Origin of the sequence: Microcoleus pseudofavosus SVA1_A4, assembly GCF_036700565.1 — a bacterium.
Classification (GTDB): Bacteria; Cyanobacteriota; Cyanobacteriia; order Cyanobacteriales; family Microcoleaceae; genus Microcoleus.
In genome coordinates this window covers 50,742-70,322 of the sequence record NZ_JAUBPE010000019.1, presented here as the reverse complement: position 1 = coordinate 70,322, position 19,581 = coordinate 50,742, and the positions used below count along the sequence as shown (strand labels likewise).

At 45.9% G+C, this 19,581-nt stretch carries 22 protein-coding genes and 1 tRNA gene; 12 read left to right on the top strand and 11 right to left on the bottom strand.

The features are described from left to right. Positions 1-284: 284 nt before the first annotated feature. Together QUA02_RS10890 and QUA02_RS10885 are read right to left on the bottom strand one after the other, a co-directional pair. Entirely contained in the window at positions 285-1,235 is a 951-nt protein-coding gene (locus tag QUA02_RS10890; RefSeq protein WP_333027425.1) for a phytanoyl-CoA dioxygenase family protein, read from the bottom strand. 121 nt (positions 1,236-1,356) lie between these two features. Continuing rightward, entirely contained in the window at positions 1,357-3,222 is a 1,866-nt protein-coding gene (locus tag QUA02_RS10885) for an AAA-like domain-containing protein (protein WP_333027423.1), read from the bottom strand. 276 nt (positions 3,223-3,498) lie between these two features. Here QUA02_RS10885 and QUA02_RS10880 point away from each other — a divergent pair, with 276 nt between their 5' ends. The 4 genes from QUA02_RS10880 (at position 3,499) to QUA02_RS10865 (ending at position 6,302) form a co-directional block, all read left to right on the top strand. Continuing rightward, positions 3,499-3,672, top strand: a complete 174-nt coding sequence (locus QUA02_RS10880; RefSeq protein WP_333027420.1) for a hypothetical protein — start codon at positions 3,499-3,501, stop codon at positions 3,670-3,672. A 31-nt stretch (positions 3,673-3,703) separates the two neighbouring features. Continuing rightward, positions 3,704-4,051, top strand: a complete 348-nt coding sequence (locus tag QUA02_RS10875; RefSeq protein ID WP_333027419.1) for a hypothetical protein — start codon at positions 3,704-3,706, stop codon at positions 4,049-4,051. A 401-nt stretch (positions 4,052-4,452) separates the two neighbouring features. Then, positions 4,453-4,764, top strand: coding sequence for a hypothetical protein (locus QUA02_RS10870; RefSeq protein WP_333027416.1), 312 nt, complete (start codon positions 4,453-4,455; stop codon positions 4,762-4,764). Between the two features lie 212 nt (positions 4,765-4,976). Further along, positions 4,977-6,302: a serine hydrolase gene (locus QUA02_RS10865; protein ID WP_333027414.1), complete on the top strand. Its 1,326-nt coding sequence runs from the start codon at positions 4,977-4,979 to the stop codon at positions 6,300-6,302. A gap of 117 nt (positions 6,303-6,419) precedes the next feature. Here the strand turns inward: QUA02_RS10865 and QUA02_RS10860 are convergent, their stop codons facing one another. From QUA02_RS10860 to QUA02_RS10850, 3 genes are all read right to left on the bottom strand, one after another. Then, positions 6,420-6,791 carry a DUF4342 domain-containing protein gene (locus tag QUA02_RS10860; RefSeq protein WP_333027413.1) on the bottom strand — a complete coding sequence of 124 codons (372 nt, stop codon included), beginning with the start codon at positions 6,789-6,791 and terminating at the stop codon, positions 6,420-6,422. 220 nt (positions 6,792-7,011) lie between these two features. Continuing rightward, positions 7,012-8,487, bottom strand: a complete 1,476-nt coding sequence (glgA, locus tag QUA02_RS10855) for a glycogen synthase GlgA (RefSeq protein WP_333027410.1) — start codon at positions 8,485-8,487, stop codon at positions 7,012-7,014. 303 nt (positions 8,488-8,790) lie between these two features. Next, a complete protein-coding gene (locus tag QUA02_RS10850; RefSeq protein ID WP_333027408.1) occupies positions 8,791-9,519 on the bottom strand; it encodes an AIM24 family protein in 729 nt (242 codons plus the stop codon). 124 nt (positions 9,520-9,643) lie between these two features. Between QUA02_RS10850 and QUA02_RS10845 the strand changes: the two genes are divergently transcribed. Next, positions 9,644-11,140 carry a polysaccharide deacetylase family protein gene (locus QUA02_RS10845; RefSeq protein WP_333027406.1) on the top strand — a complete coding sequence of 499 codons (1,497 nt, stop codon included), beginning with the start codon at positions 9,644-9,646 and terminating at the stop codon, positions 11,138-11,140. Positions 11,141-11,282: 142 nt separating this feature from the next. Here the strand turns inward: QUA02_RS10845 and QUA02_RS10840 are convergent, their stop codons facing one another. Together QUA02_RS10840 and QUA02_RS10835 are read right to left on the bottom strand one after the other, a co-directional pair. Then, complete coding sequence (locus QUA02_RS10840; protein WP_333027404.1) at positions 11,283-11,582, bottom strand: hypothetical protein; 300 nt, start codon at positions 11,580-11,582, stop codon at positions 11,283-11,285. A gap of 46 nt (positions 11,583-11,628) precedes the next feature. Further along, complete coding sequence (locus QUA02_RS10835; protein ID WP_333027403.1) at positions 11,629-12,243, bottom strand: DNA-3-methyladenine glycosylase; 615 nt, start codon at positions 12,241-12,243, stop codon at positions 11,629-11,631. 20 nt (positions 12,244-12,263) lie between these two features. Here QUA02_RS10835 and QUA02_RS10830 point away from each other — a divergent pair, with 20 nt between their 5' ends. Continuing rightward, positions 12,264-12,386 (top strand): DUF8629 family protein, encoded by a 123-nt coding sequence (locus QUA02_RS10830; RefSeq protein WP_006633228.1) that lies wholly within the window; start codon positions 12,264-12,266, stop codon positions 12,384-12,386. A 176-nt stretch (positions 12,387-12,562) separates the two neighbouring features. Here the strand turns inward: QUA02_RS10830 and QUA02_RS10825 are convergent, their stop codons facing one another. Both QUA02_RS10825 and QUA02_RS10820 read right to left on the bottom strand, forming a co-directional pair. Beyond that, positions 12,563-13,081, bottom strand: coding sequence for a pentapeptide repeat-containing protein (locus QUA02_RS10825; protein WP_333027402.1), 519 nt, complete (start codon positions 13,079-13,081; stop codon positions 12,563-12,565). A gap of 48 nt (positions 13,082-13,129) precedes the next feature. Next, positions 13,130-13,312, bottom strand: a complete 183-nt coding sequence (locus tag QUA02_RS10820) for a hypothetical protein (RefSeq protein ID WP_333027401.1) — start codon at positions 13,310-13,312, stop codon at positions 13,130-13,132. Positions 13,313-13,602: 290 nt separating this feature from the next. On the opposite strand from QUA02_RS10820, the gene QUA02_RS10815 reads away from it, so the two are divergent. Both QUA02_RS10815 and QUA02_RS10810 read left to right on the top strand, forming a co-directional pair. Next, positions 13,603-14,106 (top strand): hypothetical protein, encoded by a 504-nt coding sequence (locus QUA02_RS10815; RefSeq protein ID WP_333027400.1) that lies wholly within the window; start codon positions 13,603-13,605, stop codon positions 14,104-14,106. A 108-nt stretch (positions 14,107-14,214) separates the two neighbouring features. Then, a complete protein-coding gene (locus QUA02_RS10810) occupies positions 14,215-14,598 on the top strand; it encodes a translation initiation factor (RefSeq protein ID WP_333027398.1) in 384 nt (127 codons plus the stop codon). Between the two features lie 197 nt (positions 14,599-14,795). Here the strand turns inward: QUA02_RS10810 and QUA02_RS10805 are convergent. Continuing rightward, positions 14,796-14,880, bottom strand: a tRNA-Ser gene (locus tag QUA02_RS10805). Positions 14,881-14,914: 34 nt separating this feature from the next. Next, positions 14,915-15,832: a TIGR04168 family protein gene (locus QUA02_RS10800; protein ID WP_333027396.1), complete on the bottom strand. Its 918-nt coding sequence runs from the start codon at positions 15,830-15,832 to the stop codon at positions 14,915-14,917. A gap of 204 nt (positions 15,833-16,036) precedes the next feature. On the opposite strand from QUA02_RS10800, the gene nadA reads away from it, so the two are divergent. The 4 genes from nadA (at position 16,037) to QUA02_RS10780 (ending at position 19,564) form a co-directional block, all read left to right on the top strand. Further along, entirely contained in the window at positions 16,037-17,005 is a 969-nt protein-coding gene (nadA, locus tag QUA02_RS10795) for a quinolinate synthase NadA (RefSeq protein WP_333027393.1), read from the top strand. Positions 17,006-17,195: 190 nt separating this feature from the next. Next, entirely contained in the window at positions 17,196-17,813 is a 618-nt protein-coding gene (locus tag QUA02_RS10790; protein WP_333027391.1) for a TIGR04282 family arsenosugar biosynthesis glycosyltransferase, read from the top strand. Positions 17,814-18,223: 410 nt separating this feature from the next. Next, on the top strand, positions 18,224-18,940 hold the full coding sequence (locus QUA02_RS10785; protein WP_333027388.1) for a TIGR04283 family arsenosugar biosynthesis glycosyltransferase: 717 nt from the start codon (positions 18,224-18,226) through the stop codon (positions 18,938-18,940). 114 nt (positions 18,941-19,054) lie between these two features. Continuing rightward, positions 19,055-19,564, top strand: coding sequence for a photosystem I reaction center protein subunit XI (locus QUA02_RS10780; protein ID WP_293127049.1), 510 nt, complete (start codon positions 19,055-19,057; stop codon positions 19,562-19,564). The last annotated feature ends 17 nt before the right edge of the window (positions 19,565-19,581 follow it).

The following is a 19,581-nucleotide window of genomic DNA, read 5'->3' as shown; positions in this document are numbered from 1 at the left end:
TTTAACATATATCTACTTTGTGGTGAACACGCGCCATGCAATGAAAGCTGTAAAACCTAGATAACCAAACACGGTAATCCAGTCTAGCCAATTGTCGGAAGTTATCAAAAAAATATCGTTCACGGCAACCGTTCACCTGATTATTACTTACAGAAATTATACCAAATCCAGGTTAGTTATTCCCATCTCTCTCTTCTGGAGACTCTGCGTACTCTGCGTCAATAGCGGTTAAATCATTCCGATGCAACCGGAATTGAGATGACTGGCTTTTTGGGAAAATTATATTAACTTTTTTTCAGAGCTTCCCTATGCTTATTCAAGAAATCTAACAGTGCTTCCGCCTGTGGGGATGGCTGTAAACTGGCGTAAGAATAGCGATACAAACCTCTGCAAATCAAAGATAACCGCGTTGGAAAATCAAGCACAGATGGGATATCGACGATCGCATCATCAACTGGTGGAATATCCCCTCGCTGACAATATACAGCATAGCTAATTCGAGGCGATTTAGCCCGACTGCTGCTGCGGCTTCCCCAGTGAAAAACGTATTGATCCCAGCACGATAAAGTACCAGCTTGTGTCGGTAAAGCCCGGATATCTTCCAAGGCAAATTTAGTAGCTTTTGTCTTGAGATTTTTGATAGCTTCAGCATACTCTGGATCGCGGTTTGCCGGAATCATGTACATACATGAATTGAGGGGATTGGCCTCAGTAATTGTCACCCAGATAGTAAGCACCGTCGGCATACCGTTGGAGTCTATAGTATTTTCGTACTCGGCGTCGCGGTGAGGCTCAAATCCTTTGCCGCTGTCGGAAGTTTCTATGTAATAAACCCAAAAATTTGGAACTAGCTTGTAGCCGTTTCCCAAAATTCCTGTCAAGGTTGAGTTAAAGTAACCAAATGCTTGATAGAAAACATCGTAGACGAGGGCAAACATTGTCGGAAACCCTGCTTTTCGGACATTTTCTATACAGTCGCGCATCTGGTGAATAGTAGCAGCAGGTATTACGCTAGGTGTTTGGAAATAGCCTTCTTCTCGCAGTTGCAGCCTGTACTCGTCAATTTCTGCTTTTTGGCTTCCCGAAAATTCTGAAAAGCCTTGAAAAGGTCGATCGGAAATAGTTAAATTGGGGTTGAGATTGCGCCAGTAGTTAATATCTTCTGCTACAGGCAGAAGTGGAATTAATTTATCTAAGTCAAGAGACTTTCTCAGAGTGACGGTTTCTTCAGTCATCGACCCTATTTTACGTGGATACTGCACAGGGGAAAGCCGGGGCGATCGCTCTTTTGCGATATTTGTGAGCCTCTTTCCCCCTACTGCTGATTGTACGTCATTAACGAGCTAAAATCTCCCATTAATTAACTCCCAAATTCGTTTTAAAATATTGTCGGTACAGTTCGCACCTCGGCACGCACTCGTTCCCCTGCAATTTCACCAACCCCAAACTGTCCAACTTAAACGCCTGCATCGCCTTTAATGGCACCGGAGAATCCGCCGCTGCAATCTCTCTCATCCCCTGCGCCAACTCTGGATATTCTTCCAAATTCCACAACTGCCGGCGCAAATGGTCGCTGTAAATTCCCGCATCTGCGATCGCAGTTTCTTTTAATTCATCGAGTGTCAAATCCGATCGCGAAATGTGATATAATGCAACTCGCACTAAATACGGATGTCCGCCGACAATTGCCATTAATTTCTCAACTTCGGCATCCGACCAATTCAAGTTGTGGCGCGCTGCTAAATCTTGGATTTGCTGATGGTTGAATTCCGGCAAATCTACGGGAAGTCCGACGTTGAAAGGTGATTGATTGATGTTCATCGGGATATAAACTTCGGTTGAGTGAACTACAATTAATCGCAGTTTTTTCCAGATGTCGCGCCGCTTCGATTCTTCGTGCCACGCCCGCAGCAGTCCTAAAAAGTCTTCGGCAATGTCGGGATATTGAAAAACGCGATCGATCTCGTCTAATCCTAAAATTAAAGGGCTGTCGATTTGCGGCAAAATGTATTTTTCAAAGTAATCTTTGCAGTTGACTTTGCTGCCAAAAATATCGTCCCAATAATCATCTAATTGATTTGGCAAGTGCAACTCGCGCCCGACATAAGCGCAAAACCATTTTAAAAATTTATCTAAGTCCGCGAATACGGCTTTATCTACTAACTGAAAAGTTAGCGGCACAGTGCAATAGCCTTGACGGGTTCCGTGATGCAAAATTTTTGCCATCAAGGAAGTTTTGCCCATTTGTCTCGGTGCTTTAATTCTAATTAACGCGCTGGGCTGCACAATAGTTTGATAGCAGCGTTCTTCGATGGGCGGGCGTTCTACATAAAATTGAGAAGCGACATCGACTTGTCCTCCGGGTAATTCGGGTTCGGCGGCGGGTAGAGGTGTTTCGTCGCTGCTAATTTCTAATAGCTGTTTTTGTGTTAAATTTTCCGTTTCTTCGGTAACTGGTGCGGGTTCTTCTGCTAGCAAGTTCAGAACTTCTTCGATCAGAATGGGAGTGTCGGCGGTGGTTTTCCATTCCCTCTGTTTGATGCGGTACAGATAGCCGCGCAAATCGTGATTTAGAGGCGCGTTCAGCGGAAAGCCGACGCGGATAGGGAGAATTATTGGTCTTCTGTCAGCGCGAGCATCTTGCAGTTCTTTTGCTTGCTGAACTTGATATGTTAGCAGTTCGCTTTGGCTGACCGTTGGCGGCAATAGTAGGAGCAAATAATCGCATTCTTGGAGGAAGAAATTAATGCGATCGAACCAATTATCTCCCAATCTAATGTTATTTTCTGCTGTGAAAACTGTGTGACCGATCGCACTTAAGGCCGTTTCCAACTGTTTTCCCAACTCGCGATCGGGTTCTGCGCTGCGATAACTGACAAATACTTTAACAATTCTGCTGCTGGTGGCTGTTTCCCCCGCAGCGGGCAAATTGTCCGGTTTGTCTAAATCTTCGGCATCGTCTAGTTTAGCCGATCGGTGGTCGCCAGCCGCCAGAGTCAGCTCAAAGGCCGCGAACAACTGCCGAAGTTTGCTGAGATCCGCACCTTCTCTACCCTGCTTGATTTTGCTGACTGTATCGGCACCGACGCCAGATTCAGCCTCGATTTCAGTCAGAGTACCTCTAATGTTATTTCGGTCAGACCATTCTTGGAGCGCCTCGTTAAGTTTCTTTAAGCCAGAGGCAGTGAGAATGCGACCGCGATCGCGTTTTGACTTGAGCACTTCGCTTGCACTGAAAGGGGAACGAATCTAGGAAGTTTAACGCCTTAAGTTCCTATTTTAGGCGATTTTAAGGAAGATAGTCAGCTAGCCGGAATTTAAGGCATTTTACTTGGAGAAGTTTTTGGGGCGATCGACTCCTCAAACTCTGTCCTGATAACGGCTTCAACAGTTGAATATATTTGAGTATAAAAATTTTTTCTTAACTCCCCAATCTCCGCCGCTAATGACCGCTTAACTTTTTAGAGTAGATACACCCAGCAGAAAAGGAGCAGCAAAATGAGCAAAATCTTACACAGACTGGCAATGGCCGCTTTAGGAACCGGCGCCATTTTCACAATTAATACACTTAATAATTTAACAGAAGCATCAGCGGCTGGTAAATTTGACCAATCAGAAATTCATCAAAACCAAGTTTTTTCAATTCCCGTACCGGGGCAGTTCCATAAATAGGGAAATTCATTGATTTAATTAAGGAGAAATTATGAAGTCTACACTTTGTTCGCCGCAACCTACCGCTACAACATCTGACTCCGTTGATGCTGAGGCGATCGATGCCTGCATTGCACTTGCGTGGGTTGAATTGGTAGCATTAAATGCCAGCGCTCTCACGGGAGATGATTGGCTGGTTCTGTGCGATGATATTGATAGCGGAGAAATCTACCGTGGCTGGTTTCTGTGGCACGACCGCGAAGTTAGCGGTAATTGGGAAGCTTACGATCCTTTGAGCGATCGCCGATTTGTCAAGAAAGGAAAAGTTTTTCTCAAAGCGGCGATCGATGCCATAGAAAATTCAAGAAATAAGGCGAGCGCTCAACTTGAATTTATTTGATTTACACGAACCAAGGGCTAATAAAATTTGCTCCTACATACAGTGGCAACCGCTGTAATGTGGTACAATAAATAACAATCAAATATCATTTTGTATTCAAAGCGTCGGAAAGCATATTGGCTCGCTCTCCGATAAAAAATACAGCGGGAACCGCTGTAAAACTAAAATAATCAACGACCTAAAAAAACTGGGGTAAGCTGTTCTGCATTTAAACTACACAGTCAAAATTTGATAAAGTTCTTGTGGGGTGGGCGTCTCGCCCGCACAAAAAATGCAATTTAGATGGAGAACAGCTTATCCATCAAATTATTAGCTCTGGTTTAGGTTTTAGATGCGTTCAATCTTAGAACAAACAACAGGATAAAATATTCATGAACTTGAACAAGTGCCGGAGGTAAATTATGAATTTCTTAATCGATAAAACTATGTCGGTAATTGCCTACCTTATTGATTCGTCTTCGTTAATATTTATGCTTGTTTTACCGATAGTGCTAGTTTGGCGCTCTACAATTTGTGGAGTTTTTATGGCGACTCTAATCATTGAAATTAATATTATTTTAACTGACCTTTTGACTACGAAATTACGTGGGCAACAGCTTAATTATGAAGATTTTGAATACTGGAATTTGATATGGATACCCGTGTTTTTTTACTGTATTTTTATTTGGCTTATCAAGTTTTTGGTCAAAAAAATACAGCGGGAACCGCTGTAAGCTTGCGTTCACTCCCAGCCGACCAAAAGATGGGTAATAGCACCGGATTTGATATAAGCCCCGAAAACCAAATATTCTCAAAGAAAATAATAAAAATTACGGCTGCGAGCCAAAGTTGACTGTATGATGCTATGTGGTTCGCCTCGAAAGCGGTTGAGAACACTGTTACCGCCGCTTTCTCGTTGCCGCCGTTAAACTCTTTCTCTTCAAACATGACTCCAAAACTGCGATGGCTGTTGCCGGCCGCCCTTAGTGTTTTCTCGATCGCCCTGCCTGCAAAAGCTGATACACTAACATCTTGGCACTTCGATGCCAGCCAAAATCAACTCAATTTAACAACAGATTCAGGAGTTCAGCCGGAAGTTAAACTCATTGCAAACCCCACCCGTTTAGTAATTGATTTACCGGGAATAGTCTTGGAATATCCCGAAACTCCTCAAAGCTACAACTCAGCTATTCAACAAATTAGAGTCGGGCAATTTGACACCGAAACCACCAGGTTAGTGATACAATTGACTCCCGGTTATAAGTTAGACCCGCAAAAAGTCCGAGTCATTAGAGAATCTGCCACTCGCTGGTCGTTTCAGTTGCCCAATCCAGAGCAAATAGCGGGCAACGAGTCTGTTATACCTACAGCTATTACCCAGATCGAACAAAAACCCGGTCAAGTTATACCAACAGTTTCTTCAGCAAATCCCCGAAACTATGCTGCTGATTTGGCGATGCGAACAGGTTCAGAAATGAGCGCAATTAAGCCTCAGATTGAAAGTGCGATCGAACAGTATAGATCCCTCAGCGCCGGAATGTTTTTTCTGGATTTAGATACAGGAGACTATTTAGACATCAAGGGCGATCGAGTATTTCCGGCGGCGAGTACAATCAAATTGCCAATTCTAATTGCTTTTTATCAAGATGTAGACGCGGGCAAAGTTAGCCTGGACGAAACATTAGTTATGAAGTCAGACTTAGTTGCCAGCGGTTCTGGAACTATGCAAGATGAACCAGATGGCACTCGGTTTAGCATCAGAGAAACCGTAGATAAAATGATTACCATCAGCGACAATACAGCCACCAACATGATTATTGAACGTTTGGGGGGAATTGCTAAACTCAACGAGCGTTTTCGCAGTTGGGGATTAACTGATACCAGAATTCGCAATTGGTTGGGAGATTTTCAAGGAACAAATACAACCAGTTCTGTGGATATGGTAAAGTTGCTGGCGATGCTGTCTCGCGATAAATTAGTTTCTGAATCGAGTCGGGAACAAGCTTTAGAATTACTGCGGCGCACCACAACTAGAACGCTGTTACCTTCGGGTTTAGGCGCGGGAGCAGTTATTGCTGACAAAACCGGAGATATCGGCTTTGTGGTTGGCGATGCGGGAATTATTGATATGCCCAACGGCAAGCGTTATTTGGCCGCAATATTTGTCAAACGTCCTTACAATGACCCGATTGTGAGAGATTTTGTGCGCCGGATTTCGCGGATTGTTTACAATTATTTAGACCAAACTGCGGCGAATGTACCGGAATTATAGAACTCATGCAAAAAACCCGCTTTCTGGTAAAAATCGTCGATTGATACGAACAATTAACACAGAAACGGGGTTTTTGGTGTGGCTTGCGCAAGCGCTGAATTAACAATTAACTTAAGACTATTCTTTGCGCTCGATGGCTACAGTCAAATGAGCCACAACTGCCCCAACTGTAGCAAGTACAGCAGCAATTGGAAAGACTACCGATCCTGCAACGCCGCCCACCAATCCAGCCATCAGCGGAATGTCTGCCAAAATCCGCCCTTGGGAGTTTTTGATGACGAGGCGGCGGAGTTTTCCTTGCTCAATTAATTCTTTGAATTTAGCAATTAAACTGTCGCCGCTAATCTTAAATTCTTCCACTCTGACTTTTTCTTCTGTTGCAAATTCTGAAGCGAATAAAGGAGTTTCAACTGTTGGGTTGGCTGAATTTCCGGCTGCTGCTGTTTCGTCTTGTAGAATCGTTACTTGTTGTTCTAGTTGTGAGTTCATTTTTTGTAAGGGCGGGTGAAAACCAACCGTTTAATTTGTATACCCTTATCTTCGGCGATCGCCATTCACAACGACAGGCAAGGAAACCCTACAATCTGCATTCGTACTTTCCACCCCCCCACTTTTACTCAAAACCTTATCTCTGTCGGGTTAGATAAGGGCGGGTTTATCTATTCCTAAAGGTAGAGAAAATATCTCTGGGAATACCCGCCCCTACTGATTATTTGTGTCGAATTAGCTCGTAAATTTCCACATAGTCTTTAGCTGGATATTTCCACGAATTATCGCAATTCATGCCTTGAAGCATGAGTTTTTCAAATTCATCGTGATAGTCATACCACAATCCGATCGCCCGATCGAGCGCCGACTCTAAAGCCGAGTAGTCGGTTTGGTAAAATACGTAACCGTTGCGCTCTTCCGGCAAGTGGCGGGTGTCGTAATCTCGATCGAACACAGTATTCAGCAAACCGCCAACTCCCCGCACCACAGGAACAGTACCGTACCTCAACCCGATCATCTGAGTCAGGCCGCAGGGTTCATAATTACTGGGAACCACAATCATATCCCCGCCCGCATAAATTAAGTGCGACAGTTCCTCATTAAAACCTAGTTCTAAATGGCAGTCTGGATTATCATTTAAAAAGTATTTTTCGTGCTGGAAATGAGCGTTAATTCCCGCTTCCGTCGCGGAACCCAAAAGCACGAATTGCGCTCCCTTACTCAGAGAGTAATAAATTGCATGGTGGACGAGATGAACGCCTTTTTGGTCGTCCAAACGACCGATAAAGGTAATAATAGGCTTGTCAGCATCGCGCAGGAACAGCCGATCGCGCAAAGCTTTTTTAGTTTTCGCTTTTCCTGCCAAATCCTCCTGAGTGTAATGAGCCGGAATATAGCGATCGCTCTCGGGATTCCACACATCGTAATCAATGCCGTTAAGCACCCCGCGAAACTTATCTTGATACAAATGCAAAGTGTGGCCCAAACCGTAGCCAAACTCGCCGAGGTGAGCTTCCCAAGCGTGGTGCGGCGAAACCGTGGTAACAAAGTTCGAGTAAACAATGCCGCCTTTCATAAAGTTAATGGCAAAAGGGTTAAAGTTATCTCGGAGGCGATCGTACTCAAAATAATAATCCGGTCTGTGCAAACCCGTTGCTTGCAAAATATCGCCACCTCCCATACCTTGATGTTTGAAATTGTGAATGGTATAGCAGACTCGCTGATATTCCATCCAATTGTATTTGTAAATTTCAAACAGCATGACTGGAACCAAACCAGTTTGCCAATCGTGACAGTGAATCACATCGGGACGCTTGTTGCTTCTGAGCAAAAATTCCAAAGCGGCTTTGCTGAAAAAAGCAAACCGCATATTGTCGTCATTGCAACCGTAATAACAGCCGCGATTAAAAAAGTTATCTTGAGAGCGAGGTTCGATGAAAAAACACAACTGCCCGTGCACCCAGCCGCACAAGACATCACAGAGGATTTCGCCGCCGTACCAGGGCACCGCGAGATCCCGATAGGCCTCGTGAAGTCCCCAAATGTGGTCGTACCTCATGCAGTCGTACTTGGGTAAAATAATCTCGACGCAGTGGCCGGAATTCTGCAACTCCCGACTCAAACCGTAAACTACGTCGCCCAAACCCCCTGCTTTGATGACGGGGGCGCACTCCGAGGCAATTTGTACAATGTACATTTTTTTTTCTCGCTCCTGGATAAATCAAAAAAATATTTTCTTAACTTGACAAAGTATATGAGTTCTCGGCAAATAAGCAAGTAGGCCATTGGGAATACAGGGAAATACGCCCAGCTAGCTGAAGTTGAGGCCGATTCGGGCGATCGGACTGTTGCTTAAAATACAGTTACGGACACGGCAGTGCCGTGTCCTGATGTACCAAAGTGTATTCGAGCGCCTGTTTGTCCAGGTTTTGCAACAATCAAACTAATTTGTCAAATCCATTCGTTTCGATCGATCGCATCTCGTGTCGCTGTCAACAACTCAACCCAAACCCATCCCATCATTTTCACACACTAATAATTTACCTTTACCCTGATAAAACCAAACATAACCCTCCCCGCCGCCTTTGCCAAAATGACCTAATTTTCGATAATCTTCTTCAATCCCCTTGGTAAATCCTTTAACCAAATCGCAATCAGCTATCAAAGTTTCACCTTGTTTGAGTTCGACAACCTTAGCCGGTGAACTTGTAGCTGCTACAACAGTAGCTTTTTGCTCGCGCAAAGCTGTAACAGCAATTCTCCACCTACCGTCATTAGAAGCAGCCACTTGTCGGAATTTCAGTTTTTTAGCACCGATAACTACATTGTCCGAACAAAACTGAAATATACCGTCATCAAACTCCCACTGCTCCGCATCCAAAAGCTCGATCGGCGTATAATGCAGGAAATGCCCTTTTTGTCTCGGTTCCAGTTTCACCGTACCAGTCCCTTGATATACGGGAGCGTTATAGTCCATTTCCGTTGTCAAAGATACCCACATATCTTTCAAACGGTTATCCGTTTTATAAACACCGGAAGTCAATTTCCCCATACACCAATGCAGCGCACCTTTTTGAATTATCGCTCCCGAATTGTTCAAGTTAATTTCTACTTGCTGAACAAACGGAATATTCTTAGTGGGATGGTAAAACTTATTGGTTTCAGGATTGATGTTATTTTGGATGTACCACAAATCAGTCGGTTCCAAAACCTTGATTTCGTATTTCATAATTTTCCTCGCCTCTTTACATGAAATATGTTAAACATTTGCAGGCATATTCTGCTACTATTAAATTTTACAGCTATTTTAGCAATAGCAGACAGTGCCGCTCCACAATTGTTGAGAAAAATTTATGCCTGCGATCGCACAATCTCCCAATTTACCCATTTTACAAGAAATCAACTCAGGATTGCCCAATATTTGCGGTTCCGAAGCAGAAATCAGTGCCGCAGCCAACAGCAACGAACCAGTCTTTCTACCTACCACGAATCTGCGCCTAGAAAACATTCAAGCCGGATTTGCCTGCGCCCTCCACATGCACCAACCCACAATTCCTGCCGGTGCAAACGGCGAACTAATCTCCAATCTCCAGCAGATGTTTGAACATCCAAACCAAGGAGACAATCACAACGCCGGAGTCTTTGCTTGGTGCTATTCCCGCATGGGAGAATTCATTCCCCAACTGATTGCCGAAGGCTGCAACCCGCGAATTATGCTCGACTATTCCGGCAATTTATTGTGGGGATTGCGCCAAATGGGACGCGACGATATCTTTGATAATCTCAAGCGGATTACCTGCGATCCTCAATATCAACCTCACGTAGAATGGCTGGGGACAATGTGGAGTCACGCCGTCATTCCCTCAACTCCCATTCCCGACATCAAACTCCAAATTCAAGCATGGCAACATCATTTTGCAGCCATTTTTGGCATAGATGCCCTCAAGCGCGTTAAAGGTTTTTCGCCCCCAGAAATGCACTTTCCCAATCACCCAGATACACTTTACGAATACATCAAAGCTTTGAAAGAATGCGGCTATCGCTGGCTGATGGTGCAAGAACATTCTGTAGAAAATCCCGACGGTTCGGGATTGTCGCAAGACCAAAAATATATTCCCAACCGTTTAGTTGCCCGCAATTCTCGCGGCGAAACAATCAGTATTACTGCTTTGATTAAAACCCAAGGTTCGGATACGAAATTGGTCGGTCAAATGCAGCCGTATTACGAAGCAAAAGGACGCAATAAACAGCAAATTGGCAATGTCACAATTCCTTCTTTAGTTACTCAGATTGCCGACGGGGAAAATGGCGGCGTGATGATGAATGAATTTCCCAGCGCTTTTGTCAAAGCTTGGCACGAAAACCGCGAACAAGGCGGCGGAAAATCCGGTGTTGTCGGCTTAAACGGCACTGAATATTTGGAGATAATTGAAGCGGCGGGGGTTAATCCTGATGATTATCCGATTTGTCAAGGGATTAACCAGCACAAAATCTGGCAGTTAGTCGATCCAGATAGCGCGACACCGGAAAAAGTGGAAAGTGCGATCGCGCAACTCAAGCAAACCGACCATAATTTTCACATGGATGGTGCTTCTTGGACTAACGATTTGAGTTGGGTGAAAGGCTACGAAAATGTCTTGGAACCGATGAATCTACTCAGCGCTGCATTTCACAGAAAATACGACCCGCTGGTGCAGCAAGATGCCGCCGTTACCAAGCAGTTTGAATACCAACAAGCTTTGCTTTACAACTTGCTGCTACAAACAAGCTGTTTCCGCTATTGGGGACAGGGAACTTGGACTGATTACGCGCGCGAAATTTACAACCGCGGCGCTGCTTTAATGAAGTAGCAGAATTTATTGTAGGGTGCCCCGGAAACAAACTGTTTGAGCCTCCTCAAATATCAGCGCGGAGCACCCTACATCTAGAAAACTTTATTGATAAAGAGAGGACAAAAGTCCTCACTACAAACACGGACTTACCAATTACTGTCTACATTTCCTGCATCAGCCGCAAATAGTTTTGCCGCATTTGCGTCATATTTTCCATCATTCTATTAGCCATATCTTTCTCAACATCGCTCATTTGTTGCCAAAATAAAGCCGATCGCCTCGCCATAATTGCCTCTTCCCACAACATCTCCAAAAGTTGCGCCGCCATCGGATTTTCAGCATCGATAATCCCGCACAATTGCTCGAAGGCCCGGTTGGCTTCGGTGTGAGTGCTAACATCCTGAACCAGGGTTAGGCATTTTTTGAGTTGTACGATCGGGTTTTCAGAAGAGTAAGCCATAATTTGATTGAGATAAGTGACAAAATTTACACTGACATCTTTGACATTACTTGAATGTAGATACAGCCGCACAGTTCCCAATATACCAACGCCAAGGCAAATCCATCCCTTGCGAAATTCCGATCCGCGTAGTTTGCACAATATTAATCGTACCTGACTCGATCGCTTGCTGAAATTGGGCACTCCGGTGTTCCAACCTGAGCGGTTGGTCTGCACCCAAAGGCAATGCGGTGAAAGTTCGATCGATCTCAAGTACCTTACACAGTTTGCCAGGCCCAGAGGCAAGGCGCGATCGCTTCTTCTCGGGGATTCCAGCAAATTCTTTGGGAACCGCATCTAGCTGCAAAGCTCGAATCAGCACACCACTAGCAACTCCCTCTGCATCCGTCACCGCGTTAAAACAGTGATACATCCCGTAAATTAAGTAAATGTAGCTCATCCCCGCAGGCCCGAACATCACCTCACTGCGAGGAGTGCGCTGCCGATAAGCGTGACAAGCGGGGTCTCCCGGGCCGTAAGCTTCGGTTTCGACAATTATTCCCCGAATCGTCTCGCCGTCGGGAAACTGTCGCACCAGACTACAGCCCAGCAAATCTGGCGCTACGCTGGTAGATGGCCGCGCCAGCCAAAAAGATTCTACAATCTGAGTATTTGCACTCACTCAACAACAGCAGGTAAATTATGGACGTTAAGTTAGTTTTAGCAGTCTTGACAGCAGTTTTCACCGTCTGCTGTCTGTTCTTCGGCACAAAAAACGGATTCTACGATACTGACAAGTATCACGGTAACGGTTCTGCTCACTAATTTTAGGCGATTGTTAGTTGCTTAAAAAAACCGCCCCCTGTCAGTCAGGCGGCGGTTTTTTTTATGAACCGCAGAGGCCACAGAGGACACAGAGAAAGAGAAAGAGAAAGAGAGAGCGGAAAGAATTAAAAGAAGTTGACAAATGATGACACAGCAGATTGCTGTATTTGCTGCAATTAAGGATGAATTTTGCCATCGGGCATTTTAGTTTCTTGCAAGATAGCATTTGAAAAGTCAGCGCATCCCATGAGGTTGAAACGCATTGTCGCTCCTCGATCCGTTGCTTTCATATTGAAACCAACTACTGCATTTTCTGGGTTATTCTTTTGTGGAACAGCGGTGACATTAAAATCCACATTTGCTTCTTTTTCATTAGCCTCAAGATTGAAAGTGATGCCGGCACAGCCCAAATCAGCTCCGGTCAGGTTGGCTTTATTTAAGTTAGCATTTTTTAGGTTGGCATTGGCTAATTTTGTTCCTGACAAATTAGCACCTTCGAGGTTCGCGCCCTGCAAGTTAAATCCTTGTAAGTCAAGTCCCTTCAAGTTGGCATTGCTGAAATTGCATTGTGGACATTGCTTGGTCTCCAGTAATTGCTTGACTTGGTTTTGTTGAGTTGAAGCTTGTATATATTTGACCGCAGTAAATATAACTGCGATCGACAAAGTAGCAGTAAGTAAATTTTTAAACTTCATAAAACTTCTGAAAAGCTTTCGTAGCTTTCTTTTGCGGTTAATATATTGCTACAGTAGGGCGATCGACCTCTCCAGAATTCCCACAACAAAATTGCAGGCATCTCTGACAAGCAGTCCGGCGCAATTAAACACCGCCAGACTTATACATCCCGCCTCATTTCCCTCGCCAGTGCTGCTTTGAGCTTCGGACTCGTCCCGTCCGTCTGCTTCACTTTGCTTTGAGCAGTTCACAAACGGAATTTATTATTACCCGAAGGCGCGCATTGGCATATACCTGCGGACTGAAATAAAAGAAATTTTATTTATATCCCTGGAAAGAGGAAATTTTCTAGAGACTTGAGGATAATTAATATAGCAACCCCATACTGTAGCTGCGCTGTTAAGTTCTCAGCAACTACTTTTTTTGTCACAATTGCTTTGAGAAATTAATTTACTCTAAAAACTGTTGGCAGCAGCTCAGGTTCATCAACCTCGCCAGAACACACTCTACCTATAATTAATCCCGACAATTCGGAGCGGCAATGAACACAATTAAACCCGAACCCAGAAGATCGCGCTTCATGGCTCTGCTGCTGACAACGCTGCTGACCTTTCCGTTTTTGAGTGCTTGCGGTTCTAGTGAGCAAAGTTCCGCTCCTCCGCCTCCTGTTGATAACACTCGCGCTGGAGGAGTGCAACCTAATCCCGGCTCCACTCCTACGCCACAAGCTAAAAAAGGACTCAACACTGCTCAAAAAGTAGGGATTACTTTAGCAGGAGCAGCCGCCCTTTACTACATCTACAATCAGTACAAAAATAAACAAGAAAAGGGGCCGCAGGGAAAACATTACCTTTCCAAAAACGGTCGCGTTTACTACCGCGATGCCCAGAATCGCGCGGTCTGGGTAACGCCCCCGCCAGAAGGAATTAAAGTTCCGGAGTCGGAAGCAGCGGCTTACCGGGACTTCCAGGGGTACAACAACCAAACTACAGGTAAAGACCTCACTAGCTTGCCGGAAGCTCAAACTGCTGTTCCGGCACAGTAGCCTAACCATTTGAGATTTTAGATGGCCGGTTCGGTGATTTTTAATTAAATCTGGAATTCCGAATCTAAAACACCCGCTTTCGATCACATAAAAAAGAGGAAATTAATCATGGTAGACGGGTTTTTGCGAAAAATAAAAGATGCGATCGTCGGGCCAGACAGCGAGCAAGTCGATCCTGACGCCAATTACGAAGATCCCTCAAATCCCGGAGAGTACGGCAACGTCAGCCCTGCCAGCGAAGACCCCTACGGCGACCCGGCAGACTACGCAGATGCTGGACAGTTCGGCAACGTGAGTCCGGCCAGCGAAGACCCCTACGGAGATCCGGCAGACTACGCAGATGCCGGACAGTTCGGCAACGTCAGCCCCGCCAGTGAAGACCCCTACGGCGACCCCGCCGACTACGCAGCGGATGCCGGAATGTTCGGCGATGTCAGCCCGGCTAGCGAAGACCCCTACGGCGACCCAGCGGATGAGGAAGGGTTTAGTTAAGTCAGTTGGCGATAAAAATTACCTGGTAAGCAACAGCACCCCGGCGGGGTGTTTTTTTGCCTGTTCTTTTGCTAGTTCTCTACAACGGAGAGGGTGGGATTTGAATATCGCTAAGGTGAGCGAAGGATGAGCAGAAAACGGAATATCTAAGAGAGTAGCAAGCCTGAAACCCTCGACCCGCAAACAGTTGAATTCAACGGAGAGGGTGGGATTTGAACCCACGGAACCTTGCGGTTCACCTGATTTCAAGTCAGGCGCATTCGACCACTCTGCCACCTCTCCCGGCGCATAAATTTTATCATACCAGCAATTGTCTCTAACTACAAATAGCCGCAGATTCAGCGCGCCGATAAAGAATTTGTTCTCTTTCCACAGCGAAATCGTCGCCCACCCAAATCAGAGACACTTCCGACACTGCTCCATTTTCCAGCAGGACGATCGAGAAATTCCGCAGTTTCGAGCACTCTCTCTCCACAATTCGCGGTACGCTGGCCGCATTCAAATACACCGTACCCTCCGCACTCACCTCCAGCGACTTCCGCAACTCGTGCTTCGTGTGCCGCAGTTTGTGGTGCATATGACCAAAAGTTACCAGAGGTACGTGCTTTCCAGAACTCCGAGTTCGATCGATCGCCTCCGCAAAATCAGGGTCGCCCCAATCCCCTCCCAGCGGCTTCCAATCTCGCCCGCAGGGGTCTTCTGGAGCCTCTCCCAAGCCCGTCGGGCCAGTGTGACCCAAAAAAATCACATTTTCGCAGTCCGCCTCCGCAGCAGCCGCTGCAATGAGTCGCGCCGACTCTTCAAAACTCTCCACCCCAAACCACTCGCTGTAAAAATCCGCGTACTTCCACTCCGAACCCCCCCAAGTAAACGGGCGGCTTCCCACCACAGTTACGCCCAATTCTGGAAAATCACGCTTAGAGTAACCGACGTGAGCTTCCCCCATTAAATCTAACTGCTGTTTCACCCAATTTTCTTGAGTGCGATCGTAAGGGCACTGACTGCGGCCCCACTCTGTCGCCGTGTACCAAGCGTCATGATTTCCAAACACCGCTGCTTTGGGAATGTCCAAAGATGCGATCGCCCGCACCACATCCACCGACTCATTCCCAAAATCCCCCACAAACAGCACCAAATCAACGCCCAGATGCTTCAGCGCCTCGCCGTCTTCAGGTTCCCAGCGATCGTGAACGTCCCCCACCACCGCAATTTTGATAGATTTAGCTTTATTCATTTGATTTGTTATGTGCGATCGATCCCTAGCCCCTTCTTACTCAGCATAAGAAACAGCGACCAATTTTTGCACTCTCCCCCAGGCAATTTTAGATTTTAGATTTTAGATTGGCTCCACTGAACAGCCAGCACTTTTTGGTGAATTCAACTATAATTCAAAATACACTTTAGCTCTCTTCGCCACCTTCACCGGAATATTCTAACTGTGTTTACCACCGCACCTGCTCCGAACTTGACTCAAACCCGACTGCCCCACGACTTGTTTGCAGCAATTAACGCCCTCAAACAAGAGTTAAACGCCGTCATTCTCGCCCACTATTACCAAGACTCCGAGATTCAAGACATAGCAGACTTCATTGGCGACTCCCTAGAACTTGCCCGCAAAGCCGCCAACACCAGCGCCGATATCATAGTTTTTGCCGGAGTTCATTTCATGGCCGAAACCGCAAAAATTCTCAATCCCGACAAATTAGTATTGTTGCCAGACTTAAATGCTGGGTGTTCCCTCGCCGACAGTTGCCCTCCCGAAGCCTTTGCAGCTTTCAAAGCCGCTCGACCAGGACATTTGGTAATTTCTTACATTAATTGTACCGCAGCAATTAAGGCAATGAGCGATATAATTTGCACCAGTTCTAACGCTGTTAAAATTGTCAACCAAATTCCCGAAAATCAGCCGATAATTTTTGGGCCAGATCGCAATCTCGGCCGCTACGTTATGGAACAAAGCGGTAGACACATGGAACTCTGGCAAGGAGCTTGCATCGTCCACGAAAACTTCTCAGAAAAAAAGATAGTTCAGCTCAAAATCGAAAATCCCGAAGCCGAAATAATCGCCCACCCAGAATGCGAACCTCCCGTGCTGCGCCACGCCAATTACATCGGCTCCACCACTGCTTTGCTCAAATACTCTCAAGCTAGTTCCAGCCAAGCTTTTATTGTCGCGACTGAACCTGGAATCATTCACCAAATGCAAAAGCAAGCTCCGCAAAAACGCTTCATCCCGGCTCCTCCCAACAATAATAGTTGTGCTTGCAACGAATGCCCGCATATGAGATTAAATACCTTGGAAAAATTGTATCTAGCTATGAAAAATCAAACCCCCGAAATTACCATGCCCCAAGATATTCAACTAGCAGCCTTGCAACCCATTCAGCGGATGCTAGAAATGAGCTAACAGCCGGATATTTTTAAGTGAATCTCTTGTAGGCTGGGTTGGGCGCGGCGATTAAATTAAGTCATTGCCTAACCCACCAACATCGATCGGCAATCCGTGAATCAGTTGTGAACTCTTTCTCTTCTTTTCCTCTGCGCCTCTGCGCTTCTGCGCCTTTGGGGTTCATTTCTTTAAAACTCAGGAACGATAAATGATGCCCGAAAAACTGATTGTTTTCACTCGCTATCCCGAACCGGGAACAACCAAAACTCGACTAATTCCGGTACTGGGAAAAGCAGGCGCTGCCAACCTTCACCGCTTGATGACCCAACGGACGATCGCCTGCGCTCTCTCTATCCAAAAATCCCGCCGATTATCGGTAGAAATTCACCACACAGGTGGCAGCCCACAACAGATGCAAGACTGGTTGGGAACCGATCTGATTTATCAAAATCAAATAGACGGCGATTTGGGTGCAAAAATGACAGCAGCGTTTCAAAAGTCTTTTGATTCAGGGGTTGACAAAGCTGCAATTATCGGCACTGATTGTCCCGATCTGAAAGCAGAAATCATGGCACAAGCTTTTGAGGAACTGAGCCAGCACGATTTAGTTTTGGGCCCGGCAAAAGACGGAGGTTATTATCTGATCGGGCTGCGGCGATCGATACCGGAATTGTTCGACGGCATTAACTGGGGAACCAGTGAAGTATTTGCTAGTACGCTGGCGATCGCCCAAAACCTCGACCTGAATATTGCTTATCTTCTCTCTCTTGCAGATATCGATCGACCAGAAGATCTCCTCGGTTTAGATATTAATATATTGAAATAACTAAGCTATATTTAAACTCGGTAAATCATTAGAAATTATCATAACTAATTATAAAAAAATACTTGATTGTGAAACCATAAAGTCATAATATAGTAAGTGTATTTGTCTAACCAAATGCTGAATATCAGTAGTGGTTAGACAGCGCTTGGGAGAATACTCCCGAGCGCGAGAAAAAGCCAAAAAATAGCAATAATAACAGATAAGATTTGTACCAAATCCGTCCTCTCAGATAAATGCCCAATGTAGGCACCCGAAAGGGCCAGAAATTAGCAAATAAAAGATGAGCATTGTACCAAACCCGCCCTCCCAGTTAATGCTGAATCTAAGAGCGGGCTCGGCGCAAGAAATTGGCCGATCGCAGATAAGCTTTGTACAAAACCCGCCCTCTCTCTCGGGGTGCTTAATTCTGTATGCCGCCAGAAAATCCCAATCTCAAAATTTCCATTATCATTCCAGTCTTAAACGAAGCACCTACAATTGCCCCAGTCATCTCCACCGCCCTTGAGGCAAAAAATGTCGAAATAATTGTCGCCGACGGCGGCAGCCGCGACGGTACACCAGATATAGCAAAATCTTTGGGCGTCCGAGTTATCTCCACCGCCCCAGGCCGCGCAGCCCAAATGAATGCAGGTGCCACTGTCGCTACAGGAGATATATTGCTGTTCCTCCACGCAGACACTCTTTTGCCTCGCGGGTACGACTCTGGCGCGCGTCGGGCACTAGCTAACCCGTGTACGGTAGCGGGGGCCTTTGAACTCAAGATTGACGCCCGCAGTCTCAGCCTCCGACTGGTAGAAACAGGGGTAAACTGGCGATCGAACTTTCTGCAAATGCCCTACGGCGATCAAGCCATTTTCCTCTCTTCAGCTACCTTTGAAAAAATCGGCGGTTTTCCCGACTTGCCCCTCATGGAAGACTTTGAATTCGTGCGCCGGTTGAAAAAACAAGGCCGCATCGAAATAGTACCCCAGCCAGTGCTGACCTCCGCCCGGCGCTGGCATCAGCTTGGGGTCGTCAAAACCACCGCCATCAATCAAATAGTAATCATCGGTTATTTCCTCGGAGTGTCGCCCGATCGACTCGCTTTCTGGTATAAGGGGCAAAAGAAAAATTCTTCCCAAAACTAAAGAATAGTGAACTTTTCTAAAGCTCGGTGCTAATTATGCAAATAGGAAACACCTCCCTGCGTAAAATATGACTTGAACGCCTCAACTTTTACGCACAGCGAGGAAAAAGAGAATATGGCCGATCCCAGAGATGCAGAGCTTATTAAACCTTTTAACGGCGACCCCTTCACGGGTCATCTAGCAACTCCCATCAGTGCTTCTGATTTCACCAAAGCATTCATTGGGAACTTGCCCGCTTACCGCAAAGGACTCTCGCCCCTTGTTCGAGGTCTAGAAATCGGTTTGGCACACGGTTATTTCCTCGTCGGCCCAGAAATCGTCTTCGGGCCCCTGCGGGATTATCCAGAAGCAGCTAATCTCGGCGGATTAATTACAGCCCTCGTTTTAGTTCTGCTCGGCACACTAGGTATGTCTGCTTACGGTTTAGTCTCTTTCAAACAAGACAACACCAGCTACCCTAGCGCTAATCCCATGACCCCCGATTCCCTCAGAAATGCTGAGGGGTGGAGCCAGTTGACCGCTGGTTTCTTCATTGGCGGGATGAGCGGCGTCTTTGCTGCCTACTTCTTACTCGAAAACTTTAAGGGCGTTGATGCCATTTTCCGGGGTTTAGTCAACAATTAGACTCGACTCCCAAATAT

Bases quoted from the DNA above. Each gene is read 5' to 3' on its own strand.
- QUA02_RS10825 (WP_333027402.1), bottom strand. From the start codon at position 13,081: ATGAAGTTTAAAAATTTACTTACTGCTACTTTGTCGATCGCAGTTATA.
- QUA02_RS10850 (WP_333027408.1), bottom strand. From the start codon at position 9,519: ATGAAATACGAAATCAAGGTTTTGGAACCGACTGATTTGTGGTACATC.
- glgA (WP_333027410.1), bottom strand. From the start codon at position 8,487: ATGTACATTGTACAAATTGCCTCGGAGTGCGCCCCCGTCATCAAAGCA.
- QUA02_RS10890 (WP_333027425.1), bottom strand. From the start codon at position 1,235: ATGACTGAAGAAACCGTCACTCTGAGAAAGTCTCTTGACTTAGATAAA.
- QUA02_RS10870 (WP_333027416.1), top strand. From the start codon at position 4,453: ATGAATTTCTTAATCGATAAAACTATGTCGGTAATTGCCTACCTTATT.
- QUA02_RS10780 (WP_293127049.1), top strand. From the start codon at position 19,055: ATGGCCGATCCCAGAGATGCAGAGCTTATTAAACCTTTTAACGGCGAC.
- QUA02_RS10840 (WP_333027404.1), bottom strand. From the start codon at position 11,582: ATGGCTTACTCTTCTGAAAACCCGATCGTACAACTCAAAAAATGCCTA.
- QUA02_RS10845 (WP_333027406.1), top strand. From the start codon at position 9,644: ATGCCTGCGATCGCACAATCTCCCAATTTACCCATTTTACAAGAAATC.
- QUA02_RS10800 (WP_333027396.1), bottom strand. From the start codon at position 15,832: ATGAATAAAGCTAAATCTATCAAAATTGCGGTGGTGGGGGACGTTCAC.
- QUA02_RS10790 (WP_333027391.1), top strand. From the start codon at position 17,196: ATGATGCCCGAAAAACTGATTGTTTTCACTCGCTATCCCGAACCGGGA.
- QUA02_RS10860 (WP_333027413.1), bottom strand. From the start codon at position 6,791: ATGAACTCACAACTAGAACAACAAGTAACGATTCTACAAGACGAAACA.
- QUA02_RS10865 (WP_333027414.1), top strand. From the start codon at position 4,977: ATGACTCCAAAACTGCGATGGCTGTTGCCGGCCGCCCTTAGTGTTTTC.
- QUA02_RS10810 (WP_333027398.1), top strand. From the start codon at position 14,215: ATGGTAGACGGGTTTTTGCGAAAAATAAAAGATGCGATCGTCGGGCCA.
- QUA02_RS10785 (WP_333027388.1), top strand. From the start codon at position 18,224: ATGCCGCCAGAAAATCCCAATCTCAAAATTTCCATTATCATTCCAGTC.
- QUA02_RS10880 (WP_333027420.1), top strand. From the start codon at position 3,499: ATGAGCAAAATCTTACACAGACTGGCAATGGCCGCTTTAGGAACCGGC.
- QUA02_RS10875 (WP_333027419.1), top strand. From the start codon at position 3,704: ATGAAGTCTACACTTTGTTCGCCGCAACCTACCGCTACAACATCTGAC.
- QUA02_RS10830 (WP_006633228.1), top strand. From the start codon at position 12,264: ATGGACGTTAAGTTAGTTTTAGCAGTCTTGACAGCAGTTTTCACCGTC.
- QUA02_RS10815 (WP_333027400.1), top strand. From the start codon at position 13,603: ATGAACACAATTAAACCCGAACCCAGAAGATCGCGCTTCATGGCTCTG.